Origin of the sequence: Lysinibacillus sp. FSL M8-0355 (assembly GCF_038008985.1) — a bacterium.
In the GTDB taxonomy this organism is placed as follows: domain Bacteria; phylum Bacillota; class Bacilli; order Bacillales_A; family Planococcaceae; genus Lysinibacillus; species Lysinibacillus fusiformis_D.
Genome location: NZ_JBBPAI010000001.1, coordinates 4,030,366 through 4,044,721 on the forward strand (window position 1 = coordinate 4,030,366; position 14,356 = coordinate 4,044,721).

Genomic DNA, 14,356 nt, shown 5'->3' on the forward strand with positions numbered 1-14,356 from the left:
AGAGATGTCTTTAGAACATGAGGAGGGTACTTCCATGAAATTATTATTAATCATTGGTGTAACAGTTGCTTTCTTAACAGCTATTTTTACCGCTGGATACGAAGGCGACTACAAAGCAGACAAATAATAGCTCAAGAAAATCACTAAGCATTTTGCAAGGCTTAGTGATTTTCTTTTTTTTGTAGAACAACAGAAATACTTGACTTTCCTTTGTTTTTAAAATAAACTAACTTACATAAAGTAACTTAATAAAAAAAGATAACTATTTGGAGGTATCCTATATGCATTTCCATGAAAAACCTAACACCTATGTAACGAATGTTGAAATAAAAGTAAGCGATCTCCAACGCTCTTTAACCTTTTATCAAGAAATAATAGGCTTTAAAATTTTACAGCAAGAATCACATAAAGCTACGTTGACTACCGATGGAGAAACTGCTCTTTTAACCATTGTTCAGCCTGAAGCAGTGGAAGAAAAGCGAAGCATGACGACAGGGCTTTATCACTTCGCCTTATTATTGCCAACTCGCCGTGACCTAGCCAATGTCATTACTCATTTTCACGACAAAGGTGTACACCTTGGGGCTTCTGATCACGCTGTCAGTGAAGCACTCTATTTAAATGATCCTGACCATAACGGTATTGAGGTGTATGTGGATCGTGATGAAAGCGAATGGACATGGCATAATGATTACGTGCATATGGTGACAGAACCACTCAATATCCGTTCTATTTTAGAAGAAGGAGATGGAAATTGGAATGGACTTCCTGCTGGTACAGTGATGGGTCATATTCATTTATCTGTCTCCAACTTAGCAGAAGCTGAGCATTTTTATACTAAAGGCTTAGGTTTTGAGATTGTCACACGCTATGGTTCCCAAGCACTATTCATTTCGACAGGTCGTTATCATCATCATATCGGTTTAAACACGTGGCACTCAGAAAATGCTCCAAAGCTTGGCCAAAATCAAGTGGGTTTGAAAACATTCTCCTTGCGACTAGATAACGAAGAACAAGCAGCCACTATGAAAGGAAACCTTCGTGTAATGGGTGCACCAGTCATAGAAATTGCTGGTGGATTCCAAACAGAAGACCCTGCTGGTAATGTTGTGTTATTGAAGTTTTAGTATTAAAAAGGCAGTTCTCACATGCGGAGAACTGCCTTTTTAATGTAAACCTGGATAGCCTTGTTGTCGTAATGCCTCATAAATGACAATGGCAGCCGTATTAGACAAATTGAGTGAACGTATATGATCACTTTGCGGAATACGCAAGCACATATCTCGTCGATCATATGCAAAGTCCTTTGGCAACCCTGTCGTTTCTTTTCCAAACATAAAATAAATATCTCGATCTTGATCACTAAAATCATGCGTCGTAAACGGCTCATCACTATACGTTTCGATTAAATAAACATCTCCATTTTTAGAATGCTCTATAAAATCATCCAGTGAATCATGATAGACAATATTCACACTATGCCAATAATCTAAGCCTGCTCGTTTCAACATTTTATCGTCCGTCGAAAAACCTAGTGGACGAATTAAATGTAACGATGTATTCGTACCAGCACAAGTACGAGCAATATTCCCTGTATTAGCTGGAATTTCTGGTTGATATAAAACGATATGCAATGGCATAACGACACACTTCCTTATTCAAAATTTCTTTCAGCAGGCTCTTGAACAGAGCCAGATTTTTTTAGAATGAGTAGCCCCTCGGATAAAATGAGACTCAGTTCTTTTGAGTCGGTTTTCCCTCTTGGTAAGCGGGCCATAGTTCTTTGGGAGCGACTTTTCCACATATTATGAGCAGGCACGGCTCTTTTAGAGCGAACCGACTTCCTTTATGAACGAAACCCCAACCTTTTGGAGCACCCTCCGCTCAAACTAGAGTCACTCCTCCGACAATTCGAGAGACTTATTTTACCCTCTAATGGAAAGCAAGTAAATCAATTGCCCCTGACTCAACTTATTGGAAAAACTGCAACCCTTTATGAATTTCACTGAGTACTTCTTCATCCTGTTCTGTAACTTCCGCTTCATGTAAAGCAGATTGGGCTATTTCTCCACCTATCTTGCCTAAAGCCCATGCAGCTGTGCCACGAATGACAGGACGTTCATCTTTTTGAAGAACATCGATTAAATCTGGTATGGCGGCTTCTTCTTTAAAATGAGCGAGTGCTAAAATGGCATTACGCTGGATAGGCTTTTTCCCACGCCAAGAGCCTGAGACATGACCAAACTTGGCCTTAAATTCTCGATTAGAAATCGTTAAAAGAGGAGTCAATAATGGCTTGGCAAGCTCTGGATCTGGCATAAATTCTTCATGCATCCAATTAATTTTCCCTTTATTTTTAGGACATACTGTCTGGCATGTATCACAGCCATAAAGACGATTGCCGATATGATTTCGGAACTCATCAGGCAGTAATCCCTTTGTTTGGGTCAGAAAGGCAATACAGCGCTGTGCATTCAGTTGTCCCCCTTGGATTAAGGCGCCAGTCGGACAAACATCCAAGCACAATCGACAATCTCCACATTCATCCTCCATTGGCTTATCTGGCGCAAAAGGGATATTTGTGATGAGCTCTCCCAAATACACATAAGAGCCAAATTCAGGCGTTATAATGGAACAATTTTTCCCACTCCAGCCAATGCCTGCACGTTCTGCTACGGCTCGATCTACAAGTGCTCCCGTATCTACCATCGATTCAATTCGCACACCCTCGACGTGTTCCTCAAGCCAAGCAGATAATAACTTCAAACGTTCACGTATTGCTGTATGATAATCGACACCCCATGAAGCTCGACAAAAAATTCCACGCCTTGCACCTTTTTTACCAACTGGTGCATTTTGCATACGCGAAGGATAGGCAACAGCTATCGCTACAATGCTCTCTGCTTCATTTAATAATTGAAGGGGTTCGGTACGTTTTTCAATATTACTTTCTTCAAAACCAGACTGGTAGCCTAGCTCCTGCTGGCGACGCAATCTGTTCTTTAGTTCTGTAAAGGGAGCTGCTGTTGTAAAACCTATTTTATCAACGCCAATGGACATCGCATATGCCACAAAGTCACGTTGTAGGTCATGTATGTTCATTTTATTTCCAACTCCTTACATGGTACAATAATAGAAATAGATAAAGTAGGTGATGTTCATTGGAAATTTCCATTAACCAATCTCTATTAGCACAACATCCCGAGCTAAAAATCGGCATTATTCATTATACCAAAATTGTCGTAGCAGAATCCCCTCAAATGATTAAAGGACGTATGCAATTGTATCAGGAAAATCTCTTTCTAGAAATGCAAGAACAACCCGTGACACAGCGTGAGGGTATCGCAGAATGGAGACAGCTATGGAAAAAGCTTGGTGCTGATCCAAACCGTTACCGTCATTCAGCAGAAAGCCTAATGCGTCGAATTAGTAAGCAAAACTATTTAACACCACTTCATTCAGGTGTTGATTTAAATAATTTCTTTTCTCTCCAATACGAAATGCCAATTGGGCTGTATGATGTCGCTCCAATCAAAGGGTCTGTGGAAATTGCTCTTGGTCATGATGAAATTAGTTACGAAGGTTTAAATGGGCGATTGAATACATTAACAAATATTCTATATAGTCGTGATGAAGTAGGAGCATTTGGCTCACCTTTTGTCGATTCTAAACGCACAGCTGTTACAGAGGAAACGACTGAGGCATTACATATATTTTATCTCCGACCATCGTTAACAACTGAAGCAGCAAACGAACTTCTTGCGTCAGCAGGAAAAATGTTTAATCAAATCCATGGCGGTCATTATCAAACCGCACTTTTGTCAAATAATGCGCCATCTACTACACTATAAAAAGGACGTGTTTTCATGATTAATCTTGCAGAAGCAGTTAAACTAAAAAGTATTTTAGGGAAGAAAACTCAAGAGCTTGTTAGTGAACTACATCGTAGTGCTGTTGTGACAGTAGAAAAAGGACAAGCTCCTAAAACAAGTAATCGCGCTCTCCCCCTTATTGAGGCTGACCTAGCACAAATTCGTCTCGATGCACGTACGCTAGACCGTTTAGTATATGAAGCGAACATTCAAAACACAGTCGATTTTAAAGGTGAAAAGTTAGCACTAGTAGAAGCCATCGAATTGGCGACACAGCTCCGTGCCGAGGCTGAATTGTGTAAAGAATTTAGTATGCGTGAAAAAGAAAGTGTCCGATTCGGCTATGGTGAAAATGCAATGTTATACGAAATCACTTTGTATGAGCCTGATGCATATCGAGAACGAGCAATTCAACTCGAAAAAGATGCGCATAAACTATCCAATCTTATTAATTCAAAAAATTATAGTATACAAATTAACTTTGACGATTCTCGTTATTTCTAATCTCGGGGCGGTGAGACTCCAAACCGAGTTGGATGTGCTGTTTTCAAATTCAGCTTTTGAGCTAACTTGCCTCAAACCAATAACAAGTTACCTGTTACTGTATGACCGATGACTAATGACCAACTATAGGCAAAAGCCATACTCAACCAACTTGATTCCGTTTGAAAACGCCATCCATGGCTCTCCTACATTTATGTATGGAGAGCCTTTTTATGTAGATTGAGCATTTTTTTAAGGACATAAACGGTAAATCATGGCATATTGATGCCAAGTTTAAATGTCGATGAATTCGAATGTCTAGTTTGCCCCATTCAAGGACAAAATGGAAGTATCTATAGGAAAGGGGTCATACTATGACACAGCAAAATGATTCAACACATGAGCAAGATACAACCTTAACAAATCGACAGGGCCATCCGATTACCAACAATCAAAATTTACGAACAATCAGTAATCGTGGTCCTGCAACACTTGAAAATTATGATTTTCTAGAAAAGATGAGTCACTTTGACCGAGAGAGAGTTCCTGAACGAGTGGTCCATGCTCGTGGTGCTGGTGCACATGGTTATTTTGAAACTTATGGTGTTGTGGGTAATGATCCAATTTCAAAGTATACACGTGCAAAAGTCTTTCAGGATAAAGGGAAGAAAACGCCTGTCTTGGTGCGTTTTTCAACTGTGATACACGGCGGTCACTCCCCTGAAACTTTACGTGATCCACGAGGCTTTGCAGTCAAATTTTATACAGAGGATGGCAACTGGGATTTAGTGGGCAATAATTTAAAAATCTTCTTTATTCGTGATGCCATGAAATTCCCAGACATGATCCATGCTTTTAAGCCAGATCCTATTACTAATATTCAGAGCGTCGAACGTTTCTTTGACTTTTGTGCTAGCTCTCCAGAAACCTTCCATATGGTCACTTTTGTCTACTCACCTTGGGGGATTCCAGCTAATTATCGTATGATGCAAGGCTCTGGGGTCAATACGTATAAATGGGTTAATGATGAAGGGAATGCGGTTCTTGTCAAATATCACTGGGAACCACTACAAGGCATTAAAAATTTAACACAAAAAGAAGCAGAAGAAATCCAACAGAAAAATTTCAATCATGCCACTCAAGATTTATATGATGCCATCGATCGTGGTGAATATCCTGAATGGGAGCTACATGTTCAAATAATGGAGGATGGTCCACATCCTGAGCTTGATTTTGATCCATTGGATGATACAAAGCTTTGGCCAAACGATCAATTCCCATGGTATGCAGTTGGCAAAATGGTATTAAACAAAAATCCTGAGGATTATTTTGCTGAGGTGGAACAGGCCGCATTCGGCACAGGGGTACTGGTTGATGGCTTAGACTTTTCTGATGATAAAATGCTGCAAGGTCGTACTTTCTCTTACTCTGATACACAGCGTCATCGTGTAGGAGCTAACTATCTACAGCTACCGATTAATGCGCCTAAAAAGCGTGTTGCTACCAATCAACATGGTGGGCAAATGATGTATAAACGTGATTTAGCACCCGGTCAAAATCCACATATAAATTATGAGCCATCTATGCTCAATGGTTTAAAGGAAGCGACACAAGCTGGGAAAGAACATACACCCTATGTAGAGGGAAATCTTGTTCGTGAATCAATCGATCGTCAAAGCAATACTAAGCAAGCTGGCGAAACTTACCGTAGCTTTGAGCAGTGGGAGCGAAATGAACTTCTTGAAAACTTAATACGCGATTTATCAGTCTGTCACGAGGATATTCAAAATGCAATGATTGCGCTAGCAGAGGAAGCGGATGAAGAATATGGTCGTTTACTCAAAGAAGGTTTGCATAAGGCACGAAAAAACGCCTCCGCTTCTAAACCACTTGGCAATATCGATGGCGATCAAGCACCTCAAGATGCTATCAATAAAGGTCATGATGCCGAGCCATATTAACTAAGTTAAAAATTGGCTGGGACAAACCAATGAAAACCCGATCTATTTTACGAAACATTCCTTTAGTGTTTTGTAGTAGCTCGGGTTTGCTTTTTGTCTTAAAATTATCTGACTTTCATAATAGCCAAATTAATTATGTATAAGCCTCTTTTTGTATTATTGCTCATAAGCCTTATACCAATGATAGGGTTGAATTTCTTTTAATAACTTAAATACTAATTCACCATTTGCATTCGTAATCGCAGCTTTCACATTCTCTCCTCAATAGAAAAGTCTTTCCTGACAGACCCCGCATGGTGTAAGTTCTGATTTTTCACTTTCTCGAGCAACACAAATTGAATGTGTAACCTTTGTATTGAATTGATGGGCCTCTAGAATAGCTCCCGTTCCCATACATAATTCAGTAGCTGGCATTCATGACCTCTGGTGCGATACTTGTTAAAATCCGCCCATCTTCAGTATACAAAGTTGCAGTTCCTCCCCAGCCAGAGGGATATCTTTTTTCTGCTAATGCTACTGCCGATTCATATAGTGTTTTTTCAATATCCATCCTACATCATTTATGTACGCCAGGTAATATTTTCAATACCTTTTCCTCGGCGTCTAAAATAGCATCCACTCCTAGTGGAATGGCAATATTCGTCGTTTCATGCCCAATCTTAAAGCCAGCCACAACCGGAATGCCCAATTCAGCAAAATACTCCTTCATCAACAGATGCAATGCCGCTTCATCAGCTCCTGTCTGTGTGAATGAGCCAATGATTACACCTGCTAACTGTTCTAACTTCCTAGCCTGTTTTAATTGCTGAAGCATCGAATCAATTCCTGGAATCGTTTCACCTAGTTCTTCTATCAATAAAATTCGACCTTCAGTACGCACTTCAAATTTGGTTCCTAATGTGCTGACAAGACGATAGAGATTGCCTCCGATAATTTCACCTCTTGCAACACCCCCAGCAATTGTTGTTAAAGGAGAAATCGCCTCTGTATACTGAATTTCCATCGGGGAAAATAATTGTAAAAACATTTTCTTTGATAAGTCATCCATCTTACTAGCTGCCATAAGCAGAGGGCCATGAAATGTCACTAGGTTGGCATATTCATTGATGGCACAATGTAAATATGTCAGATCTGAAAAGCCCCAAAAAATTTTAGGGTTTTCCTCTAATAAAGTATAATCAACTTTTTCAGCAATTCGTGCAGAGCCATAGCCTCCCTTGGCACAAAAGATCGCTTTCACTTCAGGGTTTTTCACCATTTCATGCAGATCACCTAACCTGGTCTCGTCATCTCCAGCTAAATAATCATGTTTAGCATGAATCGTATCACCTACAATATAGCGAAGCCCCAATTCGTCCAAAAAAGCTAATGCATCTCCTAACTTTTCAGGCTCTACAAGACTTGAAAGGGCAATAACACCAACTAAATCACCTTTTTGTAGATACGGTACTGTACTTTTCAACGCAATCACTCCTCTTTTCCTTATTTTAGCATAGCCATACTATGGGAGCATTGATTATTGCGATGCTTCATGCCTAAAATAAACCATAATATTAGAAGTTATCGCTTTATGATAATCTCGCCATAGAGTTACCTTCCAGACACACTATCTAGCACAAACTTTATTCCTTGGAAATAGACAGCAACGATTGCTGGTATTTTTGCTTCTATCGTTGCTTTTTTGCTGGAATAACAGTGTCATACTGTTTGGTGCGAACAAGGTGAATATTTATTTTTTTCGATGAAAATTATCCTACCGGAAAAACAAATAAGCAAAGACTTCCACTATAAGAAGTCCTTGCTTATTCTTGTTAGTTTGTTCCACCATAAATAATCGTAACATTAGGATGGTTTAATAATTGACTTGCTGGGAAATCTTCCGTCACATGACCACTCTTCAATTTTTCCATTGCATCCAACTTCTTCTCTCCAAAGGCAATAAGGACGATTTCCTTTGCCTTCATAATGGATTGAATGCCCATCGTAATCGCATGTGTGGGCACTTCAGAAGGGTCATCAAAGTAAATAGCGTTTTCTGTTCTTGTGGACTCTGTTAACTCAACTATATTAGTCATAGAATCAAACGAAGTGCCGGGTTCGTTAAAGCCTATGTGACCATTCACACCGATTCCAAGCAGCTGTAAATCAATGCCTCCTGCTTCCTCAATACGTCTATCATATGCAAGACATTCGGTAGCTAAGTCGGCTGCCTTGCCATTTGGCAAATGTATATTTTCTTCTTGTATATCTACAAAATTAAATAAATTCTTATGCATGAAAGTCCAATAGCTTGCTGGGCTTGTTTGCTCAAGACCTACATACTCATCCAAGTTAAAAGTTTGAACATCCTTAAAAGATAGATGACCTGCCTGATGTCTCGCCACTAATTTCTTATACATACCAACAGGTGATCCACCCGTTGCTAACCCTAAAATACTATTAGGTTTCTCTTGTATTTGCTTGGAGAAAATATGAGCTGCAACTTCGCTCATTTCCTCATATGTATTTACTTCTATCCACTTCATAGTAATTACGATACCTACCTTACCCTCAATATTATTAACTAATATGTAAAATATTTCACTTTATAGTAGCTAATATATTAATCTTACTAGTTATTTAGCTATTTTTCTATCATTTCCTCCTTCAGTTTATGCGTGTAATCTTAGACTATTTCGGTTATGTTATTAATAAGGAAGTGAGGCGATTTTATGAATTCTCAGATTCATCACTATTTACAGCATATTCAATTTCAAGGATCTTTAGAGCCAACTATACAACTACTTGGACAACTACAAACGAAACATCTATTGACCATTCCCTATGAAAATTTAGATGTTACCTTGAACCGTGGTATCTCCTTCGCTATCCCTGATTTATATCAAAAAATAATGGTTGAACGACGTGGTGGCAATTGCTTTGAACTCAATATCTTATTTAGCTGGCTCTTGCGGGAACTTGGATTCTCTGTTACGAATCGATATGCGCAGTTTTGGCGTAACGTGGCAGAAGATACACCTACAGAGGAGATTCCTATGCACCAGCTTTTATTAATAAATGAGGGTGGACAGACCTATATCTCAGATGTAGGAGTAGGTGCTTTAGCACCCTGTAAGCCAGTACCATTGATTGCAGGACATCAACATCGTGAAGGCCAAGAGTTATATAAAATAGAACGAGATGAAGCAAATGGTTGGATGCTGTTTGAACAAACAAAACAAAATTGGCGTTTGCTTTATAGTTTTCATGATGATGCAAATGAGGCAAAATTTGCACCTCGACTCTCGCAGCAAAAAAATAAAATTGCTATGATTCGCACTACTCGTGGACGTCATACCATGATGAACAACGAATTTAGAATCTATGAAGGTTCATCCTTAACAATTTATACTACACACAATGACAAAGAATGGCTGCAAGCTCTTCAGCGTTTTTTTCATATTACATTACAAAACTAACAACAAAGCAAGCCCACTTCAAAAAGAGGCTTGCTTTCAATTTATTTCATTGTACGATTTAATAACTCTAACACAACAATGTCATTGTGTAGCTCTTTCACTAAACCAATTCCATCTACAAAATAATAAGTTTTCACCACATCACTATAGATGGATCTTTCTTCAAGTATCACGACACCTGTATATTGAACCTCACCAGCTCGCACAGTACCGTTAGTCGTTTTAACTGTCACTCGTACACCAGACGTCACTCCCTCGTCATCCTCATGTAAAATGACACCTATTCTAAGTGGTAGTTCCAAATACAAATCATAATGTGTGGTAGCATCACTAGCAATAGCTTGACCATATATACGGTCATGTCCATATAACAGTTCATTAGGAAATGTTTGTGCTGTACTTACATTTTGGACTGTCCATACATCATTTTTACCGTCATGATGGTCATATTGATAGTTTAACGTATAGCGTTGATTATCACTTAAAGAATAATGAGCATACGTATAAACAAAAGCAGGATCTTTTAGCAAATCAGGCTTAGTCAGAGTCATCGCTCGTGCCAAAAATGCTGAAAAGTGAGCACGTGTAACAGGCTCATTTGGTTTAAATGCTCCATCCTCATAACCTCTTATTAAATGATTATGAGCCAATGTTAAAATCTCTTTATAGCCTGGTGTCTGCTCCGTTACATCCGAAAAATAATAAGGATCTGAGCCCTTTAATTGAAAGGCTCTGTGCAGTACAATAGCCATTTGTCCTCTTGTAATCATTGCATCTGGATGGAATTTATCGACTGCATTAAAAATGCCCGCATTTTGTACCGCAGCAATTTCTTTATAATACTTATGCGCAGTCGTTACATCCTGAAAATTAGGATTTTTTATATTGATTGTATTTAATCCTAGAGCACGAGTTAACATCACAGCAACCTGTGCTTTCGTAACTTTTTCGTTCGGCTTGAACAGAGTATTTGAATACCCCCTCACAATATCCTGCTCTACTAAATAATCAATTTCTGTTGATAATGTCTCATCAGTTAAATCTTTAAAGCTTGCTGCCCGTACTTCCTTAGGTAATAGACAAACAGTTATCAGGATTAAACATATAATTTTCAATAGGTTCTTCACATTATCCCTCCTCCTTCGATTCTTTACCCATCTAAGTCAATTTTTACTCTTCATATGAAAATACCACAACCATAAAAGATATGATTGTGGTAGTTCCAATTAGTACATAGCATTTGGTAACACAAGCCCATCGCTCATTTTAATAATACGATCAGCATAGGCGAGCATTTCTTCATCATGTGTCACCATTAATGTTGTAATCTTTAATATTTTCGTTAATTCTCTTAGCAACAGCATAATTTCTTTAGAACGCTGGGAGTCTAAACTAGCTGTTGGTTCATCAGCAAACAATACTTTTGGTTGATGAATGATGGCACGTGCGATTGCTACACGCTGCTTTTCTCCACCTGATAAGGAGGAAGGATAAGCCGTTTTACGATGAGCCATTCCAATTAATTGTAGTAGATGATTCACTTCATGCTGCTGTTCGTACTTCTTTAACCGAGACTCAGCAACATCTAGCATTAACAGCAGCTGCTCCTCCACTGTCAGAAATGGTACGAGATGCGCAAACTGAAAGACAAAGCCAAATTTACTTGCACGTAATTTCCGTACCTGCTCAGTGCTCATCGTTGTAAGATTTTGTTCTTCGAAAAACACTTGCCCATCTGTTGCTGGCTGTAGTCCCGCAGCTATCGTTAACAGTGTACTTTTCCCTGAACCAGACGCACCTACCAATGCAGTAATCTCCCCCTCTTTTAACGAAAGATTGATACCTTTTAAAATTTCCTCCTCCACTTCACCATTTTTAAACGTTTTTCGCACTTCATCAATTGTAAACAATGTCATGATTATGCCTCCCCTTGTTGTATGGCTTGTAACGGTTCAATTTTTTTAATTTGTAGACCCGACAATGTAGCTCCGATAAAGCCAATGATAAGAAACACAATAGATAACTGTGTTGTAGTGCCAATTGCTAAGGTGAAAGGCATTCCCTTAGGTGCAACAACATTAAATAACTGGCTAAGGCTAATGGATATGACAAGTGAGATCATTGTAATAATAGCCATCTGTGTCCAGATCATTTTAAACAACTTACTTGTTTTTAAACCAATTGCTTTTAAGATGCCATACAAACCAATTTTTTGCACATTCATCATATAGAAGAAAATGGCGAATAACATGCCACTAATGACAACTAAGAACCATATAATCATATTTAAAGATAGCTGTTCCGCACTATAGCTGGGAATTGTATTGAGAAATTCTTTATTGTTGTATGCTTGTAGCCCTTTAAACTCTTTTGGCTCGCTATTTGGTACATAAATTAACTGTTTGTCATTTACACGATACATCTCGTGATAGGCCTCTTCACTAATGTAAGCGACAGGTGCGTGGCTATATTTCTTTTGCTCCACAAAGCCTTTAACGATGAACTCACCATTGTATTGATTATTCTTTAATGTATCTCCGACTTTGATTCCTTTATCCTGTAACGAGCTATCTAACAGTACCTCCCCTTGATGCACATTTTGAAACAATCTGGACTCGGTAGATGTAACAAAGGCAACACTCTGCTGTTTATCGTCTTGATCATTTAAAAAGCCCATTTGAATCGAAAAAGCTACTGCTTCTTTCTCTTTCCCCATGACTTCCTGTTGAAGGTCGCTATCAATTCTCGAAAGATTAAACGCCCCCTCTGCATCTTCAGCCATGTAAATTTGTCCTTTCGGTAAATCTTTAATTAAAGCTGCATTATCCTGCGATAGACCATTTGCCAAACCCGAAATAATAAACGTTAAAAAACTAACTAGGAAGATAATGGAGCCTAAGATTAAAAACCGTACTTTATTCTTCTTTATCTCTTTCCACGCAAGATTCATTACTAACCCCTCCATTTCTTTGATTACTCATAGCTTAAAATGTTTACATGAACAGAGCATGAACTAATCATTAAAAATGAACGGGAAAATAAAAAACCGATCTATAAAGGAAGTTTTTATCCTATAGAACGGTTTAAAATATTTTTAATTTAAAAAAATTCATATAATCCATTTTTAAAGTAATTGTATTCATTTTGGTCTATTAACTTAACGCCGTACCCTTCATAGAATATCTGTTCGTCTTGTTCTGTTTCAAATACATGTGGTTTAGGGCGTACCGCCAGAGCAACATCATATCGTGGATCACCTAATGCTCCAGCACTCCAATCGATAACTCCTGAAATTTTTCTATTCTGTACAAGAACATTGTCAATTGTGAAATCACCGTGTATAAATGTTTGCTGAATGATTTTTGGTTTTTTCCTTTTCAATTTATCTAATAATTTTGGAGTGCCATCTACTTTAAAATTTTTCAAATTACACTCAGCTTGTCCCAACATATCGTCTATCCATGGTGTGTTTTTTACTAACTCTTGTGGACATCGGGTTGAATGAATGGCAGAAAGGATCTTTCCAAAATTAAATATTATTTCATGTCTGTTTTCCTCTTTAATCTCATTTTCTAGTGCACTTCTAACGGTGTCACCTTCTAAATATGCCATTAAAGCCCATGACTGATTTTCTAATGGTTGTTCAATAAAATAATGCAACGTTGGAACTGGTAATGTAGATTTTGATAAATGTTTAAGGACAGTTGCTTCTTTCGTTAACCAGGAACAAAATTGTGTTCCTTTTGTTCTTTTTAAAACGAATATTCCTCTTTTAGAATTAAGAATTCCTACATCCGATGTATGTCCTTGTCTTGGAAAATAAATATGGATAACTCCTCCAACATACTCAACTATGTCTTTAGGTATTTCATTTCGTTGTATGGGATGCAAAATTTTCACCACCAATGCTACTTATTTTAATCAGCCTTTCCTATTCCTTTAGTTTGATAAAGAACAGGATCTATATTACTCCACACATAAATTAATAAGTCTAAGTCTTTATTTCCTATATTAATCTTTTCCGTTTTTTCTAATCTAGCACCCAATCTCTCATAAAAACGCTTCGACTGATTATCCTCTAAAACCTCAACAAATATTTTTTCATAGCCTAATGCTTCCAACTTAGTAAACAATTTATTGACTAGTTTACTGCCTATTCCTTGACCCTGAAATTGATCTAAAATGTAGATGGATGTTAAATCCCCAGACCCTTCAATTTCATTTTCAGCTCTCTTACCACCATCAGTAAATCCAATAATTTCCCCATTATCGCTTTCTGCAACAAAGACATAATGATCAACTTTAGAGATGTTCCTTACCCATAATTCTGTTCTTTGCTCATAAGACAATTTTTCTAAATACTCGGTAGGAAGAATATTTTTATAAGTATTCTTCCAACTATCTACATGAACTTTTGCTATGCCTTTAGCATCCGACAATTTTGCTTCCCTTATAATCATATTCCATACCTACCTTCGTATTTACTGTTTATTCAATATGTATGTATTAATATCCTCTTTTGGCATAAGAAATTTTAATCATTCACGCGAGGTTTAGAATGAAATAACACAACTTCCCCATT

Annotated in this window: 14 protein-coding genes and 1 pseudogene; 5 read left to right on the plus strand and 10 right to left on the minus strand. The window is 38.0% G+C overall.

The annotated features are described in order from the left end of the window. The first annotated feature begins 281 nt into the window (after positions 1–281). A complete protein-coding gene (locus MKY46_RS19670) occupies positions 282–1,127 on the plus strand; it encodes a VOC family protein (protein WP_089934987.1) in 846 nt (281 codons plus the stop codon). Positions 1,128–1,166: 39 nt separating this feature from the next. Here MKY46_RS19670 and trmL read toward each other — a convergent pair whose 3' ends face one another. Next, positions 1,167–1,640: a tRNA (uridine(34)/cytosine(34)/5-carboxymethylaminomethyluridine(34)-2'-O)-methyltransferase TrmL gene (gene trmL / locus MKY46_RS19675; RefSeq protein ID WP_058844476.1), complete on the minus strand. Its 474-nt coding sequence runs from the start codon at positions 1,638–1,640 to the stop codon at positions 1,167–1,169. Between the two features lie 331 nt (positions 1,641–1,971). Then, the gene (gene queG, locus MKY46_RS19680) at positions 1,972–3,102 is read right to left on the minus strand and encodes a tRNA epoxyqueuosine(34) reductase QueG (RefSeq protein WP_058844477.1); all 1,131 of its coding nucleotides are present in this window, start codon (positions 3,100–3,102) and stop codon (positions 1,972–1,974) included. Positions 3,103–3,161: 59 nt separating this feature from the next. Between queG and MKY46_RS19685 the strand changes: the two genes are divergently transcribed. From MKY46_RS19685 to MKY46_RS19695, 3 genes are all read left to right on the plus strand, one after another. Beyond that, on the plus strand, positions 3,162–3,851 hold the full coding sequence (locus tag MKY46_RS19685; protein WP_340812116.1) for a B3/B4 domain-containing protein: 690 nt from the start codon (positions 3,162–3,164) through the stop codon (positions 3,849–3,851). A 15-nt stretch (positions 3,852–3,866) separates the two neighbouring features. Beyond that, positions 3,867–4,376 (plus strand): hypothetical protein, encoded by a 510-nt coding sequence (locus MKY46_RS19690; RefSeq protein ID WP_036119262.1) that lies wholly within the window; start codon positions 3,867–3,869, stop codon positions 4,374–4,376. A 353-nt stretch (positions 4,377–4,729) separates the two neighbouring features. Next, positions 4,730–6,316: a catalase gene (locus tag MKY46_RS19695; RefSeq protein WP_271910948.1), complete on the plus strand. Its 1,587-nt coding sequence runs from the start codon at positions 4,730–4,732 to the stop codon at positions 6,314–6,316. A 156-nt stretch (positions 6,317–6,472) separates the two neighbouring features. On the opposite strand, the pseudogene MKY46_RS19700 reads toward MKY46_RS19695, so the two are convergent. The 3 genes and pseudogenes from MKY46_RS19700 to nagB form a co-directional block, all read right to left on the minus strand. Further along, a pseudogene (locus MKY46_RS19700) lies at positions 6,473–6,866 on the minus strand (cytidine deaminase). Between the two features lie 6 nt (positions 6,867–6,872). Next, the gene (locus MKY46_RS19705) at positions 6,873–7,778 is read right to left on the minus strand and encodes a S66 peptidase family protein (RefSeq protein ID WP_036119268.1); all 906 of its coding nucleotides are present in this window, start codon (positions 7,776–7,778) and stop codon (positions 6,873–6,875) included. A 349-nt stretch (positions 7,779–8,127) separates the two neighbouring features. Next, entirely contained in the window at positions 8,128–8,841 is a 714-nt protein-coding gene (nagB, locus tag MKY46_RS19710) for a glucosamine-6-phosphate deaminase (RefSeq protein WP_249646140.1), read from the minus strand. A 186-nt stretch (positions 8,842–9,027) separates the two neighbouring features. Between nagB and MKY46_RS19715 the strand changes: the two genes are divergently transcribed. Continuing rightward, positions 9,028–9,774, plus strand: a complete 747-nt coding sequence (locus MKY46_RS19715) for an arylamine N-acetyltransferase family protein (RefSeq protein ID WP_340835181.1) — start codon at positions 9,028–9,030, stop codon at positions 9,772–9,774. A gap of 41 nt (positions 9,775–9,815) precedes the next feature. On the opposite strand, the gene MKY46_RS19720 is transcribed toward MKY46_RS19715, so the two are convergent. From MKY46_RS19720 to MKY46_RS19740, 5 genes are all read right to left on the minus strand, one after another. Further along, a complete protein-coding gene (locus MKY46_RS19720; protein WP_249646139.1) occupies positions 9,816–10,901 on the minus strand; it encodes an S-layer homology domain-containing protein in 1,086 nt (361 codons plus the stop codon). A gap of 99 nt (positions 10,902–11,000) precedes the next feature. After that, positions 11,001–11,690 (minus strand): ABC transporter ATP-binding protein, encoded by a 690-nt coding sequence (locus MKY46_RS19725; RefSeq protein WP_340835183.1) that lies wholly within the window; start codon positions 11,688–11,690, stop codon positions 11,001–11,003. A 2-nt stretch (positions 11,691–11,692) separates the two neighbouring features. Next, on the minus strand, positions 11,693–12,724 hold the full coding sequence (locus MKY46_RS19730; protein WP_340835185.1) for an ABC transporter permease: 1,032 nt from the start codon (positions 12,722–12,724) through the stop codon (positions 11,693–11,695). Between the two features lie 149 nt (positions 12,725–12,873). Beyond that, positions 12,874–13,665 (minus strand): phosphotransferase family protein, encoded by a 792-nt coding sequence (locus MKY46_RS19735; protein WP_340835186.1) that lies wholly within the window; start codon positions 13,663–13,665, stop codon positions 12,874–12,876. 26 nt (positions 13,666–13,691) lie between these two features. Beyond that, the gene (locus MKY46_RS19740; protein ID WP_340835189.1) at positions 13,692–14,234 is read right to left on the minus strand and encodes a GNAT family N-acetyltransferase; all 543 of its coding nucleotides are present in this window, start codon (positions 14,232–14,234) and stop codon (positions 13,692–13,694) included. Positions 14,235–14,356: the final 122 nt, after the last annotated feature.